Annotated in this window: 12 protein-coding genes, 2 tRNA genes and 3 rRNA genes; 5 read left to right on the top strand and 12 right to left on the bottom strand. The window is 67.2% G+C overall.

All coding sequences use genetic code 11. The features are described from left to right. Positions 1-152 precede the first annotated feature (152 nt). Positions 153-1,538: an OmpP1/FadL family transporter gene (locus WQ53_RS08795; RefSeq protein WP_052631821.1), complete on the bottom strand. Its 1,386-nt coding sequence runs from the start codon at positions 1,536-1,538 to the stop codon at positions 153-155. A 241-nt stretch (positions 1,539-1,779) separates the two neighbouring features. Here WQ53_RS08795 and WQ53_RS08790 point away from each other — a divergent pair, with 241 nt between their 5' ends. Beyond that, positions 1,780-2,472: a rhomboid family intramembrane serine protease gene (locus WQ53_RS08790; protein ID WP_052634005.1), complete on the top strand. Its 693-nt coding sequence runs from the start codon at positions 1,780-1,782 to the stop codon at positions 2,470-2,472. 71 nt (positions 2,473-2,543) lie between these two features. After that, positions 2,544-2,867 (top strand): DUF1820 family protein, encoded by a 324-nt coding sequence (locus tag WQ53_RS08785; RefSeq protein WP_052631820.1) that lies wholly within the window; start codon positions 2,544-2,546, stop codon positions 2,865-2,867. Positions 2,868-2,919: 52 nt separating this feature from the next. Here the strand turns inward: WQ53_RS08785 and WQ53_RS08780 are convergent, their stop codons facing one another. Beyond that, the gene (locus WQ53_RS08780; protein ID WP_082112928.1) at positions 2,920-4,293 is read right to left on the bottom strand and encodes a S41 family peptidase; all 1,374 of its coding nucleotides are present in this window, start codon (positions 4,291-4,293) and stop codon (positions 2,920-2,922) included. A 92-nt stretch (positions 4,294-4,385) separates the two neighbouring features. Beyond that, positions 4,386-5,651 carry a murein hydrolase activator EnvC family protein gene (locus tag WQ53_RS08775; protein WP_052631818.1) on the bottom strand — a complete coding sequence of 422 codons (1,266 nt, stop codon included), beginning with the start codon at positions 5,649-5,651 and terminating at the stop codon, positions 4,386-4,388. Positions 5,652-5,761: 110 nt separating this feature from the next. Here WQ53_RS08775 and WQ53_RS08770 point away from each other — a divergent pair, with 110 nt between their 5' ends. Further along, positions 5,762-6,442 carry a hypothetical protein gene (locus tag WQ53_RS08770; RefSeq protein ID WP_052631817.1) on the top strand — a complete coding sequence of 227 codons (681 nt, stop codon included), beginning with the start codon at positions 5,762-5,764 and terminating at the stop codon, positions 6,440-6,442. 51 nt (positions 6,443-6,493) lie between these two features. Next, positions 6,494-8,212, top strand: a complete 1,719-nt coding sequence (locus WQ53_RS08765; RefSeq protein ID WP_052631816.1) for a M28 family metallopeptidase — start codon at positions 6,494-6,496, stop codon at positions 8,210-8,212. A 329-nt stretch (positions 8,213-8,541) separates the two neighbouring features. On the opposite strand, the gene WQ53_RS08760 is transcribed toward WQ53_RS08765, so the two are convergent. The 9 genes from WQ53_RS08760 to hemH form a co-directional block, all read right to left on the bottom strand. Next, entirely contained in the window at positions 8,542-9,771 is a 1,230-nt protein-coding gene (locus WQ53_RS08760) for a dipeptidase (protein ID WP_052631815.1), read from the bottom strand. A gap of 214 nt (positions 9,772-9,985) precedes the next feature. Further along, a 5S ribosomal RNA gene (rrf, locus tag WQ53_RS08755) occupies positions 9,986-10,099 on the bottom strand. Positions 10,100-10,244: 145 nt separating this feature from the next. Further along, positions 10,245-13,123: ribosomal RNA gene (locus tag WQ53_RS08750) — 23S ribosomal RNA — on the bottom strand. A 228-nt stretch (positions 13,124-13,351) separates the two neighbouring features. Further along, positions 13,352-13,428: transfer RNA gene (locus tag WQ53_RS08745), tRNA-Ile, on the bottom strand. Positions 13,429-13,445: 17 nt separating this feature from the next. Continuing rightward, a tRNA-Ala gene (locus tag WQ53_RS08740) sits at positions 13,446-13,521 on the bottom strand. A gap of 93 nt (positions 13,522-13,614) precedes the next feature. Then, a 16S ribosomal RNA gene (locus WQ53_RS08735) occupies positions 13,615-15,159 on the bottom strand. The 16S, 23S and 5S rRNA genes sit together here with 2 tRNA genes alongside, the layout of an rRNA operon. A 594-nt stretch (positions 15,160-15,753) precedes the next feature. Further along, positions 15,754-16,725, bottom strand: coding sequence for an NAD(P)-dependent oxidoreductase (locus WQ53_RS08730; RefSeq protein WP_052631814.1), 972 nt, complete (start codon positions 16,723-16,725; stop codon positions 15,754-15,756). 77 nt (positions 16,726-16,802) lie between these two features. Further along, on the bottom strand, positions 16,803-17,657 hold the full coding sequence (locus WQ53_RS08725) for an alpha/beta fold hydrolase (protein ID WP_052631813.1): 855 nt from the start codon (positions 17,655-17,657) through the stop codon (positions 16,803-16,805). Further along, positions 17,654-18,616 (bottom strand): ferrochelatase, encoded by a 963-nt coding sequence (gene hemH, locus WQ53_RS08720; RefSeq protein WP_052631812.1) that lies wholly within the window; start codon positions 18,614-18,616, stop codon positions 17,654-17,656. Before hemH ends, WQ53_RS08725 begins: the two co-directional genes overlap by 4 nt. 168 nt (positions 18,617-18,784) lie before the next feature. On the opposite strand from hemH, the gene WQ53_RS08715 reads away from it, so the two are divergent. Then, positions 18,785-19,657: a lipid-binding SYLF domain-containing protein gene (locus WQ53_RS08715; RefSeq protein ID WP_052631811.1), complete on the top strand. Its 873-nt coding sequence runs from the start codon at positions 18,785-18,787 to the stop codon at positions 19,655-19,657. Positions 19,658-19,687 lie beyond the last annotated feature (30 nt).

Raw genomic sequence — 19,687 nt, 5'->3', positions numbered from 1 at the left:
ATACCAAACGCTCTTGTCGTTGCTTGCTGTTGCGGTTGCGGTTGCCGAAGTCGTTGCCGTCACGGTGCAGGCCCATCCCCGCGGAACAGCGAAGCAAAAAAAGAAGGCCCCGCACTGCGGGGCCTCCTGATATCGCTACCTGCAACCGCGGCTCAGAACCGGTACTGCGCCGAGATGCCGAACAGGTTGGCGCCACCGTCGTAGGAACCGGTCAGGCGCGAACGGCTCGAGGACAGGATGTCGATCTCCGGCGTGTCCACCAGCTGGATGCGCGCGTAGCTGGCGTCGAGCGAGAAGTTCTCGCTGGCCGCCCAGGTCAGGCCGACCGCGTACCAGTTGCGGTCCTGGTCGGGCATGCGCGGGGTGCGGTGCGGATAGCTGACCGGGGAATCGTCGCGGGCCACGCCGGCGCGCAGGATGAAGCTGTCGCTGAGCGCGTACTCGCCACCGACGCTGTAGAACCAGCTGTCGCCCCAGCTGTAGTCCTCGGCCGAGTCGGCCTGGGCCGGGTTGTCGAACTGGATGCGGATCTCGCGCAGCGAGCTCCAGCCGGTGTGCGAGGTCTCGGCCATCAGCGCGAAGCGATCGGTGGCCTGCCAGGTGGCGCTCAGGGTGTGCACGGCCGGGGTGGTCAGCCGGGCCAGCGCACCGGTGTCCACGTACTGGCCGGTCGGGGCCAGGATCGGCTGCACGTTGGTCGGCACGGTGAAGTCGGCGGTGCCGGTGAGCCGGTGGTCGACCTCGGAGCGGTAGGCGTAGCCGATCGAGACCGCGTCGGTCGGACGCCAGCTCAGGCCGGCGATGAAGCCCAGGCTGGTGTCGGTGCCGTTCACCTCGACCGCGCCGTCGTTCCGCTGCGGGCCGTACGGACCGGTGATCGGGTTGGGCATGAAGCACAGCGCCTGGGTGGCCGGGTTGGCGCACAGGGCCGAGCCGAAGTCGATCGCGTTGGAGAGGGTGACGTCAGAGTGCTCGATCACCGCGCCCAGGCCGACCGAGAAGGTGTCGCTCAGCTCGAGCGAGGCGGCCAGGGTCAGGTCGATGATCTTCACGTCCGAGTTCAGCGCGTGGTAGCGGCCCTTCCAGCCGTCCTCGTACTCGGTCTTCAGGCCGAACGGCGCGCTGACCATGGCGCCCAGGGTCAGGTACTCGAAGCCGCCTTCCAGCGGCAGGATGAAGGACATCGCCGGGACCGCGGCCACACCGCCGGCCTCGCCACCGTTGCCGCCGGTCAGCGGCTGCTGCAGCGGGGTACCGGCCGCGGCGTAGCCGCTGCCTTCGAATTCGAACGACAGGTCGATCGCGGTGACATCGCCCTGCACGGTGGTGCGCTCGAAGGTCGACATCATCGCCGGGTTGTTGACCACGACCGAGGCGTCGCCCTTGGCCGAGGCGGCGCCAGCCATCGCGCGGCCCTGCGCGCGGACGCTGTTTTCCTTGAGCTGGAACGCCGCGGCGTGGACCTGGCCGCAGGCCAGTGCGCCGGCGATGCCAAGGGCCAGCACGGTGACGCGGGTGAGGGAGTGGGCGGAATGCATGCTTCTGTTCTCTCTGGATGACGGGGGTTGGGAATGCACCAGCGCCCGCAAGCCGCCCGCTCCTCCCGCGAGTGCCCGCATCCGTCGGAGTCCCCTCCCGACATACGACGCCGTATTGCAGTATACCTGCTGCTTTTAACCGGACAATAACGACGAAAGTCATGATCTCCCGCTGCCGGTGCGTGCGCCGTGATGCGCCGGCGACTGACGCCCCGACCCGGCTTGGGCGATAGTGGCGGCCATGTTCGTGTCCCTGCCCTCGCGCCAGAAGGCCTCGCTGCGCTGGGCCACGCCGCTGCTGTTCGCGGCGCTCTGGCTGGCCTTCCTGTGGTCGCTGGGCCGGCCGGACGAGGCCCGGCACAGCCTGTGGCTGGCCTGGGGTGCGCTGGGGCACGGGCTGGGCGGCGGCGACGCCTGGCTGGCGGCGCTGCGCGACGGCAGCGTGCTGCGCCTGTTCACTGCGCTGTTCCTGCACGCCGACTGGGCGCACCTGCTGGGCAACCTGGTGTTCCTGCTGATCTTCGGCCTGCCGGCGGAGCGGACCATGGGGCCGTGGCGATTCCTGCTGCTGTTCCTGCTGGGCGGCGCGGTGGCCAACCTGGCCGCGGTGCTGGCGATCGACAGCCCGGACCGGGTGGTGATCGGCGCCAGCGGCGCGGTGTCGGCGGTGATCGGCGCCTACTTGGCGCTGTTCCCCGGCGCACGGCTGGGCGTGGTCCTGCCGCTGGGGCTGTTCCTGGAGTTCGTGCGCGCGCCGGCGTTCCTGCTGATCGGGATCTGGGCGGCGCTGCAGGTGGTGTTCGCCTACATCGGCCCGGCCTTCGGCGCGGTGGCCTGGGCTGCGCACGTGGCCGGGTTCCTGTTCGGGGTGGTGTTCGCGCTGGTGGTCCGCGCCGGAATCGCCCGCCGGCTGCGCCGGCAGCGCGGCTACTGAACGGGCAGCCTCTTGGGTTCGCGCCTTGCCCGCCCCATCTTTCCGTCCTCCCACCACGGATCCGCCGCTCCATGGCCAAGCCGCTGTACAAGGTGACCTTCCTCAACCACGGCAAGGTGTACGAGCTCTATGCCCGGCACGTGGGCGGCAGTTCGCTGTGGGGCTTCACCGAGGTCGGCGAACTGGTGTTCGACCTGCACGAGGGCCTGGTGGTCGACCCGACCGAGGAGCGCCTGCGCGACGAGTTCGGCAACACCCGCATGCTGCACCTGCCGATGCAGAGCATCGTGCGGGTCGAGGAAGTGGAGCGGAAGGGCCAGTCGGCGATCCGCGACGCGGCCACCGGCGAGAAGGTGGTGACCCCGTTCCCGCTGCCGGCCAAGCCGCCGCGCTGAACCGCGCACGCCACGGCCAGCTCCCCGCCGCCGTCGCAGCGGCGGGCGTGGGTCAGCGTACCTGGGTGGCGGCAGGCGCCCTGGCGACCAGTTTCTTCAGTTCCGCCAGCGCGGCGGCGATCGGCTGGTCGCCCGGCAGCGGCGACCCCGCCTTGTAGCCTTCGGCGCCTTCGTCGTCGCCGCGCAGGTGGCCCGGCAGGATGGCCTCGCTCAGGCCGGTCAGGCTGGCCGGCACATCGGCCGTGCCTATCAGTGCCGGGTCCGGCGCCAGTTCGGTGTCCGGCACGATGCCGCTGGCCTGGATCGAGCGGCCGCTGGGCGTGTAGTAGCGCGCGGTGGTCAGCTTGACCGAATCGCCGTTGTCCAGCGGCAGCACGGTCTGCACCGAGCCCTTGCCGAAGGTGCGGCTGCCGACCACGCGGGCGCGGTCGTTGTCGCGCAGCGCGCCGGCCAGCACCTCGGCGGCGCTGGCCGAACCGGCGTCGACCAGCACCACCACCGGCGCGCCCTTCATGCGGTCGCCCGGGGTGGCGTCGAAGCGGGTGTCGCTGATCGGGATGCGGCCGCGGGTGCTGACGATCCCGCCGCCGTCGAGCAGGTCGTCGGCGACCTGGACCGCCGCAGTCAGCAGCCCGCCCGGGTTGCTGCGCAGGTCCAGCACCAGGCCGCGCAGGCGGCCGCCGGCCTGCGCCTGCAGGCGGTCGACATGGGTCTGGAAATCGGCGCCGGTGTCGGCCTGGAAGGTGCTGATGCGCACGTAGCCGTAGCCCGGCTCGAGCATGCGGCTGCGCACGCTGGTGACCTTGATGGTCTCGCGCACCAGGGTCACGTCGAAGGGCTTGTCGCGTCCGTCGCGGACGATGGTGACGGTGACCTGGCTGCCCGGCGCGCCGCGCAGCGGCTCCATGCCCTCGACCTGGGCGATCGGCTTGCCGTCGATGGCGACGATCGTGTCGCCGGCGAGGATGCCGGCGCGCGCGGCGGGGGTGTCGTCGATCGGCGCGATCACCTTCAGGCTGCGGTCGTGCTGCTGCAGCAGCTCCACGCCGATGCCGTCGTAGGCGCCGCTGGTCTGTTCGTCGAAGGACTCGCTCTCGTCCTTGTCGAGATAGGCGCTGTGCGGATCCAGGTCCAGCAGCAGGCCCTCGATCGCCGACTGCATCAGCTCGCGGTCGTCGACCGGGTCGACGTAGGCATCCTTGATCGCGTTGTAGACGGCGACGTAGCGGCGGATCTCGGCCAGCGGCACCCGGGAGGCGGCCGTGGCGGCCCCGTCGGTCGCGTCCGGGTCGTCGCTGGCCGGGACCGGCGCCTCTTCCTGCGCCTCTTCCTGCGCCGCGAGCGGTGTCGTGGCCGGGTCCGGCTGCTGCGCAGCCCCGTGCACGGCCGGCAGCAGGAGCAGCAGGAGCAGGGCGGAACGACGCATGCGGGACTCCGGGACGCGCCACATGCGCGTTGGATCGATTATGCGGCAAGCCCGGCCGAACGCCGCTTGAACCCGGCGGCAGGCGCGTGCGTTCAGCGGCGCTGCAGCCAGGTCGCCGGATCGACCGGCTGGCCGTTGCGGCGCAGCTCGAAGTACAGCGCCGGGCGGCCGTGTCCGCCGGAGCTGCCGACCCGGGCGATCGCGTCGCCGCGCCGCACCCGGTCGCCGGCATCGCGCAGCAGGGCGTCGTTGTGCGCATACAGGCTCATGTAGCCGTTGCCGTGGTCGATGATCAGGATCAGGCCGTAGCCGGTCATCCATTCGGAGAACACGATCGTGCCGTCGGCCACCGCGGTGACCGGGCTGCCGGCGGCGGCGCCGATCAGCACGCCGCTGCTGGTCCGCCCGTCGGGCAGGCGGCCGCCGTAGCGCGCCAGCAGCTCGCCGCTGGCCGGCCAGCCCAGTCCACCGACCCGGGGCGGCGGCGTGGCCGATGCCACCCGCGGCGGCACCTTGCCCGGCGTGGCCGCACGCCCGGCGGCCTGCTCCTGCTTCGCGCGCGCGGCTGCGGCACGGCGCTCGGCCTCGGCGCGGGCGGCGGCGGCGCGCAGGTTGGCCAGCAGCCGCTCGAGTGACTTCACGTCCTGGCCCAGCGCCTGTTCGCGCTGCTGCCGGTCCTGGTAGCGCTGGTCCAGCTCGGCCACCACGGCCGCGCGCGCGCCGCGGTCGCGCTTGAGCGCGGCCAGTTGCTGCTGCTGCTCGGCCTGCAGGGTTTCCAGCTGCGCGGTGCGGGCCGCGATTTCGGCCTCGTTGGCGGCCAGCGCCTCCAGTCCCTGGGTGATCTCGGCGACCTGGCGCAGCTGCTCGCGCTGGGCGTAGCGGTAGTAGCCCAGCGCGCGCTGGGCGTCGGCGATGCGGTCCTGGGCCAGCAGCAGTTTCAGCGGCGCCTGCGGGCCGGCGGTGTAGGCGCTGCGCAGCAGGCCGGCCAGCCGCTCGCGCCGCTGCGCCAGGTCGCGCTGCATCACCTGGCGCTGCTGCTGCAGCGCGGCCAGCGCCTCGCGCTCGCGGCGCAGCCCTTCCTCGGTCTCGGCCAGCGCGCGCACCGAGCGCCCCAGTTGTTCGTCGGCGCTGCGCAGCTTCTGCGCGGCATCACCGCGCTGGCCCTCGAGCCGCCGGCGCTCGCGGGCGATCTGCTGCAGTTCGGTGCGGGCCTTGCGCAACTCCTGTTCGGTGGCGCGCTGGGTCTGGGCCTGGGCCGGATGAACGGCAAGGCCCAGCAGCAGCGCCAGCGCCAGCCCCGCGCCCAGCCGGCCACCGGCCCACGCGCTCGCCACGGGGCTCGGCAGCCAGGACAGCATGTGCTCGCGGCGAAGGCGCACGCCCGGACATCCCAATGACTTCAGACAGTGGCGGATTGTAGCCAAGCGTGGTCGTATGCTGTCCCGGTTCCAGTCAGCAGGTACCCGACATGACCCGCATTCCCGCGATCCGTTCCCTCGCGCCCCTGGCCTTCGCCGTGGCCATGGCCTGCTCGCTCCCGGCCCTGGCCCAGGAGAGCATCAGCAAGGTCAACGGCAGCATCGAGACCACCGCCGGCCGCAGCTACGGCGACCTGGAGACGGTCAACGGCGCGGTGCGCATCGCCGACGGCGTGCAGGCCGGCGACGCCAGCACGGTCAACGGCAGCATCACCGCCGGTGACGGCGCCCGCGTCGACAGCCTGGAGACCGTCAACGGCTCGATCCGGCTCGGCCGCAACGTGCAGGTCGCCGGCGACATCGAGACGGTCAACGGCAGCGTGTTCACCGACCAGGGCAGCACCGTCGGCGGCAACGTGGAAACGGTCAACGGCGCCATCGGCCTGGTCCGGACCCAGGTCGGCAGGAACCTGGAGACGGTCAACGGCGACATCACCGTGGGCATCGGCTCGCACGTGCGCGGCGGGATCACCGTCGAGCGCAACCGCGGCTGGTTCCAGGGTACGCCCAAGCGCAAGCCGCGGGTGGTGATCGGCCCCGACGCGGTGGTCGACGGTCCGCTGGAGTTCCGCCGCGAGGTCACCCTGTACGTGCACCGCAGCGCCCGCACCGGCCCGGTGACCGGCGCCGAGGCGGTGATCTTCGAAAGCGAGACCGCGCCGCAGGACTGACCCGGCACGGCCGGCTAGAATCGGGATTCCGCCGTCCCATCCGGAGTCACGATGTCCCGCAAAGCCCTGATCGGCCTCGCCGCCGGCGCCCTGGCGCTGGCCGGCTGCAAGCAGGCCGACACGCCCGCACCGGCCGCCGCGCCGGAAACGCCGGCCACCGCCATAGCCGCCAGTACCCACGTCTTCAGCCCCGCGATCGACGCGGGCGACTTCACCGAGCTGGTGAAGACCCTGGCCTCGGACGAATTCGAGGGCCGCGCCCCCGGCTCGCTGGGCGAGGAGCGCACCGTCGAGTACATCCGCGCGCAGATGCAGCGCATCGGCCTGCAGCCAGGCAACGGTGACAGCTACTTCCAGGACGTGCCGATGGTGGAGACCACCGCCGACCCGTCGACCAAGCTGACCCTGACCATCGACGGCAAGCCGGTCGAGCTGGCTTTCGGCACCGACATGGTGGTCGGCACCCGCACCGGCCAGCCGCTGGTCAGCGTCAAGGACAGCCCGGTGGTGTTCGTCGGCTACGGCGTCGACGCGCCCGAGCGCGGCTGGAACGACTACGCCGGCCAGGACTGGACCGGCAAGACCGTGGTGATGTTCGTCAACGATCCGGGCTTCCACGCCAAGGACGAGAAGCTGTTCGACGGCAACAAGATGACCTACTACGGCCGCTGGACCTACAAGTTCGAGGAGGCCGCGCGCAAGGGCGCCGCCGCCGCGTTGATCGTCCACGACAACGCCGGCGCCAGCTATGGCTGGGACGTGGTCAAGAACTCCTGGTCCGGCGCCCAGTACGACCTGCCGGCCAGCGACGACCCCGAGCCGCGCCTGCCTGTGCAGGGCTGGCTGACCGCCGACGCCGCCCGCCAGCTGTTCGCCGGCGCCGGCCTGGAGCTCGACGAGGCCTACCGCAAGGCCAACCAGCCCGGCTTCAAGCCGGTGCCGCTGAACGCGACGCTGTCGGTCGACCTGGCCAGCACCACCGTCGCCAAGACCTCGCGCAACGTGGTCGGCGTGCTGCCTGGCAGCAGCCGCGCCGACGAGGCGGTGCTGTACCTGGCCCACTGGGACCACCTGGGCAAGCACGAGGGCGAGGGCGACACGATCTACAACGGCGCAGTCGACAACGCCACCGGCGTGGCCGGCATCCTCGAGATCGCCGAGGCCTTCGCCGCACAGGACGCCAAGCCCGATCGCTCGGTGGTGTTCCTGGCGGTGACGCTGGAGGAGTCGGGCCTGCTCGGTTCCAAGTACTACGTGGCCCACCCGACCTTCCCGCTGGACAAGATCGCCGGCGTGGTCAACCTCGACGCGATGAGCGTGGCCGGCCGTTCGCGCGACTTCGTGGTCACCGGCAAGGGCAGCTCCGAGCTCGAGGACCTGCTGAAGGCGCATGCCGACCGGCAGGGCCGCGTACTGGTCCAGGAAGGCAACACCGCCGCCGGCTACTACTTCCGCAGCGACCACTTCAACTTCGCCAAGGCCGGCGTCCCGGCGCTGTACGCCAAGGGCGGCAGCGACCTGCTGGAAGGCGGCACCGAGGCCGGCAAGGCCGCCGGCGCCGAGTACGCCAAGCGCTACCACCAGCCCAGCGACGAGATCCATGACGGCTGGCGCTACGACGGCATCGTCGAGGACCTGCAGGCCCTGTACGACGTGGGCAAGGACCTGTCGGCGGCCGACGCCTGGCCGAACTGGTACGAGGGCAACGCCTTCAAGGCCGCCCGCGACCGGATGATGGCCGGCAAGCAGACCACCAGCCCGCAGGAATGAACCTGGCGCCGGCCCGGGCCGGCCGCCAGCAGTACTGAAACGGAAGGGCCGGTCGCCTCGCAGCGACCGGCCCTTTGCTTTGTTTCTGTGGAAGCCGGGTCAGCCGGCGGCACCGGCGTCGGAACCACTGCCGGCGTCGCCTGCCCCGGCGCGTCGTGTCGCCGGCTGAACCCGGCTCCTACACAAAATGGCGGCGCTGTTGCTGTTGTAGGAGCTGGCTTCAGCCGGCGACCGGGGCGTCGGAACCACGAGGGAGTCGCCTGTGCCGATGTCGTCGTGTCGCCGGCTGAAGCCAGCTCCCACGACAACGCCGACAGCGGCCGGGAGATTCAGCCGGCGCCGGCCGTCTCCTTCGCCACCCGCTCGGCCTCGCCCAGCACCCGCAGCACGTTGCCGCTCCAGATGTTGGCGATGTCTTCCTCGCTGTAGCCGGCATCGAGCAGCGCCTGGGTGATCCTGGGCAGCGCGCCCACGTCCTCCAGGCCGGCCACGCCGCCGCCGCCGTCCCAGTCGGCGCCGATGCCCACGTGCTCCGGGCCGAGCAGCCGGACCAGATGCAGCACGTGGTTCATGTAGTCGTCGAAGGTCGCATTCGATACGGGATGGCGCGCATCGATCGCGTCGCGCTCGCGCAGCTTCTGCGTGATCTGGGCGGCGGTGAGCGAACCGTCGTTGCCGTAGCGCGCATCGAGCTCCGCGAGCTCGCGCTTGCGTTCCTCGCTCTGCTCCAGCGGTACCAGATAGCCGCCGTATGCGTTGACGTGGATCACCCCACCGTTCTCCGCCAGCCGGCGCAGGCGTGCGTCATCGATGTTGCGGGGATTGTCGTAGAGCGCGTCGGCGCCGCTGTGCGACAGCACGAACGGCGCGCGCGACAACTCCAGCAACTGGTCGAACACCTGGTCGCTGGCGTGCGAGGCGTCGAGCACGATGCCCAGGCGGTTGGCCTCGGCGACCAGGGCCTTGCCGGCCGGGCTCAGCCCGTTCCACTCGGGCGGGGCGTTGGAGGAATCGCCGAACTCGTTGTTGCGCATGTGGGTGATGCCGAGCATGCGCAGGCCCAGCGCGTGGTAGGCGCTGAGCAGGCTGGGATCGGACGCCAGCGGCGTGGCGTTTTCCATGCTGATGTAGACAACGCGCTTGCCCGCGTCGGCGATGCGGCGCGCATCGTCGGCGCGGAGGGCCAGCTCGAACTGGTCCGGATGCGCGGCGACCATTTCCCGGATCTGCGCCAGCCGCACCAGGCCGTGGTCGCGGGCGCGGCGATTGGCCTCCGGCGTGCGATCTCCCTGGCCGGTGTAGACCACCCAGAACCCGCCATCGAGACCGCCCTTGCGCATGCGCGGCAGGTCGACCTGGGCGAAGTCGCGCTGCGCGGTGTGGTCATCGAGGATGCTCCAGCCCGGGCGCGCGAAGTTGGCCGGCGTGTCCAGGTGCGTGTCCAGGACCAGCAACCGCTGGTGCAGGCGCGCGGCGCGCTCGCTCACCTCGGCCGCCGACAGCGGCACCGCGCAGGCCAGCGCCAGGCAGGCGGCCAGCGTTCCCACCACATGCTTCATTCCGTATTCCCCCGATGTGCGGATGACCGGCCGATTGTTGGCGATTTCGCGCCGATCGGATAGGGCCGGTGCATCGAAGGATGCAAGAAGCGGGGGAAGTCCGCGCATCGGCGGGAAACAACGGATGGACCGACGGCCAGTAGCGGCCACTTCTCGAAACAGACGCGCAAATGAAAGAACCCCCAGCCACAAGGCTGGGGGTTCCGGGTAAAGACCCTGGCGATGACCTACTCTCGCATGGGAAGCCCACACTACCATCGGCGCTGTTGCGTTTCACTTCCGAGTTCGGGATGGGATCGGGTGGTTCCACAACGCTAATTTCACCAGGGAGACGGTTGGAGCGTGCTGGTGAACATGGTCGCCCGTGAGGGACCGACCGTGCATACCGCACCGTCTCGCATATGTACTTGGGATGTAGTGAGCGGCGGATGGCTATCGACGTTATCGTCGAGTCCAAGGCCACTTGAGGTTATATGGTCAAGCCGCACGGATCATTAGTATCAGTTAGCTCAACGCATTGCTGCGCTTACACACCTGACCTATCAACCACCTAGTCTTGATGGTTCCTTTAGGGGACTTGTGTCCCGGGAGATCTCATCTTGAGGCGCGCTTCCCGCTTAGATGCTTTCAGCGGTTATCGCTTCCGAACGTAGCTACCCGGCAATGCCACTGGCGTGACAACCGGAACACCAGAGGTTCGTCCACTCCGGTCCTCTCGTACTAGGAGCAGCCCCTCTCAAATCTCCAACGCCCATGGCAGATAGGGACCGAACTGTCTCACGACGTTCTGAACCCAGCTCGCGTACCACTTTAAATGGCGAACAGCCATACCCTTGGGACCGACTACAGCCCCAGGATGTGATGAGCCGACATCGAGGTGCCAAACACCGCCGTCGATATGAACTCTTGGGCGGTATCAGCCTGTTATCCCCGGAGTACCTTTTATCCGTTGAGCGATGGCCCTTCCATACAGAACCACCGGATCACTAAGTCCTAGTTTCCTACCTGCTTGATCCGTCGATCTTGCAGTCAAGCACGCTTATGCCTTTGCACACAGTGCGCGATGTCCGACCGCGCTGAGCGTACCTTCGAGCTCCTCCGTTACTCTTTAGGAGGAGACCGCCCCAGTCAAACTACCCACCATACATGGTCCCCGCTCCGGATTACGGAGCTAGGTTAGAACGTCAAGCACATCAGGGTGGTATTTCAAGGATGGCTCCATGCCAGCTAGCGCCGACACTTCAAAGCCTCCCACCTATCCTACACAGACGAACTCAACGTTCAATGTAAAGCTATAGTAAAGGTTCACGGGGTCTTTCCGTCTTGCCACGGGAACGCTGCATCTTCACAGCGATTTCAATTTCACTGAGTCTCGGGTGGAGACAGCGCCGCTGTCGTTACGCCATTCGTGCAGGTCGGAACTTACCCGACAAGGAATTTCGCTACCTTAGGACCGTTATAGTTACGGCCGCCGTTTACTGGGGCTTCGATCAAGAGCTTCGCCTTGCGGCTGACCCCATCAATTAACCTTCCAGCACCGGGCAGGCGTCACACCCTATACGTCCACTTTCGTGTTTGCAGAGTGCTGTGTTTTTGATAAACAGTCGCAGCGGCCTGGTTTCTGCGACCCCCCTCAGCTATAGCCCGCATGGGCCACCAAAGAGGGTGCACCTTCTCCCGAAGTTACGGTGCCATGTTGCCTAGTTCCTTCACCCGAGTTCTCTCAAGCGCCTGAGAATTCTCATCCTACCCACCTGTGTCGGTTTACGGTACGGTCTGCGTGAGCTGAAGCTTAGGAGCTTTTCCTGGAAGCGTGGTATCAGTGACTTCGCCCTAAAGGGCTCGTCTCGGTGCTCGGTCTTAAAGGATCCCGGATTTGCCAAAGATCCAAACCTACCTCCTTTCCCCGGGACAACCAACGCCCGGTACACCTAACCTTCTCCGTCCCTCCATCGCACTCACGCGAGGTGCAGGAATATTAACCTGCTTCCCATCGACTACGGCTTTCGCCCTCGCCTTAGGGACCGACTAACCCTGCGTCGATTAACGTTGCGCAAGGAAACCTTGGGCTTTCGGCGTGCGGGCTTTTCACCCGCATTATCGTTACTCATGTCAGCATTCGCACTTCCGATACCTCCAGCGGACTTCTCAATCCACCTTCGCAGGCTTACGGAACGCTCCTCTACCGCGCATAACCAAAGTTATGCACCCCAAGCTTCGGTTTATCGCTTAGCCCCGTTAAATCTTCCGCGCAGACCGACTCGACCAGTGAGCTATTACGCTTTCTTTAAAGGGTGGCTGCTTCTAAGCCAACCTCCTGGCTGTCTGTGCCTTTCCACATCGTTTCCCACTTAGCGATAATTTGGGACCTTAGCTGTGGGTCTGGGTTGTTTCCCTTTTCACGACGGACGTTAGCACCCGCCGTGTGTCTCCCATACAGTCCGTCTCGGTATTCGGAGTTTGCAATGGTTTGGTAAGTCGCGATGACCCCCTAGCCATAACAGTGCTCTACCCCCGAGAGGATACATATGAGGCGCTACCTAAATAGCTTTCGAGGAGAACCAGCTATCTCCGGGTTCGATTAGCTTTTCACTCCTAATCACACCTCATCCCCTACCTTTGCAACGGGAGTGGGTTCGGGCCTCCAGTACCTGTTACGGCACCTTCACCCTGGGCATGACTAGATCACCCGGTTTCGGGTCTACAGCCCGCGACTATGCGCCCTATTCAGACTCGGTTTCCCTTCGCCTCCCCTATACGGTTAAGCTTGCCACGAACTGTAAGTCGCTGACCCATTATACAAAAGGTACGCAGTCACCCTTGCGGGCTCCTACTGCTTGTACGCACACGGTTTCAGGGTCTATTTCACTCCCCTCTCCGGGGTTCTTTTCGCCTTTCCCTCACGGTACTGGTTCACTATCGGTCGGTCAGGAGTATTTAGCCTTGGAGGATGGTCCCCCCATGTTCAGACAGGGTTTCACGTGCCCCGCCCTACTCGTCTTCACTGGAGTGGCCCTTTCAAATACAGGGCTATCACCTTCTATGGCCAACCTTTCCAGGTTGTTTTTCTAGAACCATTCCAGCTTAAGGGCTAGTCCCCGTTCGCTCGTCACTACTTAGGGAATCTCGGTTGATTTCTTTTCCTCCGGTTACTTAGATATTTCAGTTCACCGGGTTCGCCTCCAGCAGCTATGAATTCACTGCAGGATACTGCCGAAGCAGTGGGTTTCCCCATTCGGACATCGCGGGATCAAAGCTTATTGCCAGCTCCCCCGCGCTTTTCGCAGGCTGTCACGTCCTTCATCGCCTCTGACCGCCAAGGCATCCACCGTGTGCGCTTATTCGCTTGACCATATAACCCCAAGTCGCCTCGGAGTTAATGACGTGCCAGTGGGGTACAAAGCCACCAGCGCGAACATATACGACTCACTATTAGGGGCTCGAAGCCCCCGCCTTAGCCTCAACGACACGTCGAGATAGACATCTCAAACGCTCGCTACATCCCAAGTTTTAAAAGAACACGTACCAAGCCTCAACGCCTGGTGCGTAATTCGAAAGTGTGTGCGCTTGTCATTCAGAGTGGTGGGTCTGGGAGGACTCGAACCACCGACCTCACCCTTATCAGGGGTGCGCTCTAACCACCTGAGCTACAGACCCAAAAGTCGCTACTCATATGGTGGAGCCTGTCGGGATCGAACCGACGACCCCCTGCTTGCAAAGCAGGTGCTCTCCCAGCTGAGCTAAGGCCCCTAAAAGGGACTTGCCTAGTCCCGCTGCGGGACCAGGAACTCTGAATGCAAGTAACTTGTGAGGACGCCTGACAGGACGATGCTGCCGTGCTCAAAAGGAGGTGATCCAGCCGCACCTTCCGATACGGCTACCTTGTTACGACTTCACCCCAGTCATCGGCCACACCGTGGCAAGCGCCCTCCCGAAGGTTAAGCTACCTGCTTCTGGTGCAACAAACTCCCATGGTGTGACGGGCGGTGTGTACAAGGCCCGGGAACGTATTCACCGCAGCAATGCTGATCTGCGATTACTAGCGATTCCGACTTCACGGAGTCGAGTTGCAGACTCCGATCCGGACTGAGAGAAGGTTTCTGGGATTGGCTCCCCCTCGCGGGATTGCAGCCCTCTGTCCTTCCCATTGTAGTACGTGTGTAGCCCTGGTCGTAAGGGCCATGATGACTTGACGTCATCCCCACCTTCCTCCGGTTTGTCACCGGCGGTCTCCTTAGAGTTCCCACCATTACGTGCTGGCAACTAAGGACAAGGGTTGCGCTCGTTGCGGGACTTAACCCAACATCTCACGACACGAGCTGACGACAGCCATGCAGCACCTGTCTCACGGTTCCCGAAGGCACCAATCCATCTCTGGAAAGTTCCGTGGATGTCAAGACCAGGTAAGGTTCTTCGCGTTGCATCGAATTAAACCACATACTCCACCGCTTGTGCGGGCCCCCGTCAATTCCTTTGAGTTTCAGTCTTGCGACCGTACTCCCCAGGCGGCGAACTTAACGCGTTAGCTTCGATACTGGGTTCCAAGTTGAACCCAACATCCAGTTCGCATCGTTTAGGGCGTGGACTACCAGGGTATCTAATCCTGTTTGCTCCCCACGCTTTCGTGCCTCAGTGTCAGTGTTGGCCCAGGTGGCCGCCTTCGCCACGGATGTTCCTCCCGATCTCTACGCATTTCACTGCTACACCGGGAATTCCGCCACCCTCTACCACACTCTAGTTGCCCAGTATCCATCGCAATTCCCAGGTTGAGCCCAGGGCTTTCACGACAGACTTAAACAACCACCTACGCACGCTTTACGCCCAGTAATTCCGAGTAACGCTTGCACCCTTCGTATTACCGCGGCTGCTGGCACGAAGTTAGCCGGTGCTTATTCTTTGGGTACCGTCATCCCTGCCGAGTATTAATCAACAGGATTTCTTTCCCAACAAAAGAGCTTTACAACCCGAGGGCCTTCTTCACTCACGCGGTATGGCTGGATCAGGCTTGCGCCCATTGTCCAATATTCCCCACTGCTGCCTCCCGTAGGAGTCTGGACCGTGTCTCAGTTCCAGTGTGGCTGATCATCCTCTCAGACCAGCTACGGATCGTCGCCTTGGTGGGCCTTTACCCCGCCAACTAGCTAATCCGACATCGGCTCATTCAATCGCGTGAGGCCTTGCGGTCCCCCACTTTCACCCTTAGGTCGTATGCGGTATTAGCGTAAGTTTCCCTACGTTATCCCCCACGACAGAGTAGATTCCGATGTATTCCTCACCCGTCCGCCACTCGCCACCCAGAGAGCAAGCTCTCCTGTGCTGCCGTTCGACTTGCATGTGTTAGGCCTACCGCCAGCGTTCACTCTGAGCCAGGATCAAACTCTTCACTTAAAATTACAGACCCGAAGGTCAATACTTTCAGCTGCAGAAGTTCTACCCAGCTACGTATCGCTTGCTATAAAGCATTTGACTTGTTGCTGTTTCAAACGTCTGCAAGATGGACAGTCATCCTTCCTGCAGGCGTCCGCACAAGTTACCTGCGCACACTTTCAAAGAGCGTCGGAATCGGCCTCAGCGCCTTCATCCGTGTCTCGACGTTTCCGTCGAGGTGAGCCGCACATTCTGGCAGCTCGTTCTGGAAGTGTCAACACCGCGTTGCGGGGTTTTCATCTTCCCCTCAGCTTGGCGGCGAACCGCTTCCGTCGAGGTGAGCCGCACATTGTGCCGACTCGTTTCGGATCCGTCAACACCCTGTGAAGGGGCTTTCGTTTCCGCCCTTCGGAGCCGCGGATCGTGCGATCCGTTTCCACCGTAGGGAGCCGCCCATTATAGGAGGCTTCCGGACAACTGCAACACCTTGTTTCGAGGAGTTCCTGCTTCCGGCCCCGCCGCTTCGGCTTCCCGAAGGAGGCCTGCCGTCGGCGGGGCGCGCATTGTGCACGCGGGCACCGGTCTTGGGAAGCCCCCGGACGGAGGAAATCCGCGCTAGGCGGCCGCAGGCACGCTGCGACAGGCAATTCCGGCCTGCGCGCAGGCTTCGGCGAGGCGTCCGCGTGCGCCGGCATCGCAGGGAAGGCGGTGCAGGAACACCACGCGCGCGCCGTCGCCGGCCAGCTCCAGTGCGCGCCGCACGGCCGCCGCGGCGTCGGCGCGGATGCGCGGGGCGTCGCGGCGGGCCGGCTCCAGCAGCGCCGGATCGACGCCCTCGACCAGCACGATCGCGTCGGCCTCGTTGAGCGCGCGCAGCGCGCGCAACGTATACAGGTCAGGCGCGTCGCCGACGGCAACCAGCGCCACCGCGCCGGCCGCGGCCTGCGGCTCCGCCGCGCGCGCCACTTCCTGTGCGAATGCCGCTTCCACCGCCGCGGCGCCGCCACCCTCGAAGGCGCGCTCCATGCGCCCGTCGAGCACGCGCTCGAACCAGCGCCGGCGCGCCGCCAGGTCCGGCAGCCGCGCGCGGATGCGGTCGCGGTACTCGCCGAACAGCGCGGCGAGCACGCCCAGGGAAGGATCGAGCAGCGTCTCCAGGCGCTCGCGGACGCGGCGGGCCAGCATCGGCGCGGCGCCGCCGGAGGAGATGGCCACGACCAGCGGCGCGCGCTCGACCACCGCGGGCACCTGGAAGCTGGAAAGCGCCGCATCGTCGACGACGTTGACCAGGCGCCGGCGGCGCCCCGCCTCGGCGGCCAGGCCCGCGTTGAACGCGGTGTCGTCGGTGGCGGCGACCACCAGCCACACGGCATCCAGCCAGGCCGGATCGAAATCGCCGCCCAGCCGGGCGATGCGCCCGGCGGCGAGCGCGTCGGCGAGCTCCGGATGCGGTACCTCATGGGCATGCAGGCGCACCTGCGCGCCGGCCTTGAGCAGGGCGGCGACCTTGCGCGCGGCGACTTCGCCACCGCCCACCACCAGCACCTCGCGACCTTCCAGGTCGGCGAACAGCGGATACAGCGCCATGCCCGGGCTTACTCCTGGTGTGCGACTGCCCGCATCGTCCCCGCTGGCGCAGGGATTGTCGATGGCGCGCGGCCTGGTCAGCCGGCCAGGAAATCCCGGAACAGGTCCGCCACGGCGTCGGCCTTGTCCATGTGCAAGTGATGGCCGCCCGGCATCACCGTCAGCCCGGCTTGCGGCACGGCGGCCAGGCGCGCGCGGCGCACCGGGTCGGGGAAGTACGGCTGGGCGGGATCGGCGTAGAGCAGCCGCACCGGGCAGGACACCGCCGCCAGCAACGCCTCCACCTGCACCTCGGTGAGGCGGGTCGCGGCCGGTCGGGTCAGGCGCGGATCGCTGCGCCAGACATGGCCGCCGGGCACGGCGCGGGTGCCGCGTTCGACCAGCAGGCGGGCATTGGCCTCGACGATCTGGCTGGCCTGCATTCGCGCACGCACGGCCACGGCCAGGTCGGGGAACACACGCAGCGAGGACGCTCCGGTCGGCCGCGCGCGCGCCGCGGCCACCGCCTGCTGCAGGCGCGAGGCGGTGTTCTCGACCGCCTCGGCGAGCGGGCCGAGGGTTTCCACCAGCGCCAGCCGCTCCACCCGCGGCGGCACCGCCGCGGCGACCAGCGCGGCGATGGCCGCGCCCATGGAGTGGCCGAGCAGGGCGAAACGCTCCCAGCCCAGCGCGTCGGCCGCGTCCAGCACCGCGTGCAGGTGGGTGGTCAGGCCATATTCGGCGCCGGCCGGCAGGTGCGCGCTGTGGCCGTGGCCGGGCAGGTCGAGCAGCAGCAGGTCCAGCTCGGGCAGGTGCGGCAGCAGCGGCAGGAAGCTGGCCGCATTGTCGAGCCAGCCGTGCAGCGCGATGACCCGCGGCCGGCCGGGGCGCTCCAGCCGCAGCCCGGCCAGCTCGCCCCAGGCGGCCGGCAGGGCGACCTCGCGCGGGGTCATGCGTCGCTGCCGGCGGCGCAGCGCGCCAGGTTGGCCAGCGCATCGGCGTGCGCAGGCGCGTCGTTGAGGCAGGGGATGTAGGCCAGGCGCCCACCCCTGGCCTCGAAATGCTCGGCCAGGCCCATCGCCACTTCTTCCAGGGTCTCGAGGCAGTCCACGGCGAAGCCCGGGCAGGCCACGTCCACCTGGCGCACGCCGGCGGCGGCCAGCCGGTCCAGCACGTCGACGGTGGACGGCTCCAGCCAGCGCTCGCGGCCGAAGCGGGACTGGTAGGACAGCGACCACTGCTCCGGCGCCAGGCCGAGCACGGCGGCCACCGCCTCGGCACTGTCCCGGCAGCGCTGGGGGTACGGGTCGCCGGCGTCGGCCACGCGCTGCGGCAGGCCGTGGAACGAGAACAGCAGGTGCGCGCCGGCGCCGTGCTGGCGCCGGTAGCGGCGGATCGAGTCGGCCACGGCGGCCACCCAGCCCGGGTCGGTGGAGTAATCCTCGATCAGGGTGACGTCCATGCCCTGGGTTTCCTCGGCGACCAGGTCGGCCACCGAGGCGGTGGTGGTGGTGGAGTACTGCGGGTACAGCGGCAGCACCACCAGCCGGCGCACGCCGACCGCGCGCAGGTCGCGCAGGGTCGCGCGCAGCGCAGGGCTGCCGTAGCGCATCGCCGGCAGCACCCGCCAGTGCGGCAGCCGCTCCTGCAGCGCGGCCGCCAGTCGCCGGGTGTAGACCAGCAGCGGCGAGCCTTCGTCCATCCACACCTTGGCGTAGTTGGCCGCCGAACGCGGCCCGCGCAGGGGCAGGATCAGCCCGTACAGCAATGGCTTCCACAGCAGCGGGGGAATCGAGACCACCCGCGGATCGCCGAGGAATTCGGCCAGGTAGCGGCGCACGGCAGACGCGGTGGGCGCGTCGGGGGTACCCAGGTTGACCGCGAGCAGCGCGGTGTCGGAGTCGGCTGGCATGGCACCATTCTGACAGAGCCGATGCGCGGGTCGACGGTGCCTGCGCGGCCGCTGGCAGCGTCCGGATGGCCTCAGGCACGATTCATTGCCCTTTCATTAAGTTGAAGGCCGTCAAGTTCAAGACCGTCCGCGGCCGTGGCCGCATCCCGTCGTCCCGGAGTCCTACGCATGTCGCGCCTGTCGAGAATCCTGCTGTCGCTGGCCGTCCTCCTGCCCGTCGCCGGGCATGCCGTCGCTGCGCCCACCGAGGACGAGCGCGCGCGCAACGCGGTCCGGGTGCTCTCGGAGATCCAGCAGATCCCCGAGCAGTCGATTCCGGACAAGCTGCTGGACGAGGCCCGCGCGATCGTCGTGATCCCCGACACGATCAAGGCCGGCCTGGTCCTGGGCGGCCGCCGCGGCCACGGCCTGATGTCGGTCAAGAGCGCCGACGGCACCTGGTCCAACCCGGTGTTCGTGACCCTCACCGGCGGCAGCATCGGTTTCCAGGCCGGCGTGCAGTCGGCCGACGTGGTGCTGGTGTTCCGCAACGACCGCAGCCTGGACGACGTGGTCAACGGCAAGTTCACCCTCGGCGCCGACGCCGGCGTGGCCGCCGGCCCGGTCGGGCGCAACGCCGCCGCGGCCACCGATGGCCAGCTCAAGGCCGAGATCTGGTCGTGGTCGCGCGCACGCGGGCTGTTCGCCGGCGTGTCGCTAGACGGCGCGGCGCTGCAGATCGACCGCGCCGCGCAGGCGCGCGTGTACGGCGCCAGCACCACGCCGCGGATGGTGTTCGAGAACCGCTCGCAGGTGACGCCGACCTCGGCGGTGGTGGCCTTCCGCGACCAGCTCGAGGAAGCCACCCACAGCGCGCGCGTGGCCCGCTCGGGCGGCGCTACGCCGCCAGCGCCGGCCCCGCGGGCTACCGGCAACGGCACCACGGCCCCGGTGCACGGCACCACCGCACCGCCGCCGGCCAGCACCACCGGCCCGACGTCCACCCAGGGCTTCGAACCGGTCGAGGAGCAGCCGGCCACCCGCACCGAACCGCTGCCCTGAGCTTTCATGGGGCTTTCATGGGCGCTGCCT

Origin of the sequence: Pseudoxanthomonas suwonensis (genome assembly GCF_000972865.1) — a bacterium.
Lineage (GTDB): Bacteria > Pseudomonadota > Gammaproteobacteria > Xanthomonadales > Xanthomonadaceae > Pseudoxanthomonas > Pseudoxanthomonas suwonensis_B.
This window is presented reverse-complemented; position numbering and strand designations above follow the sequence as displayed.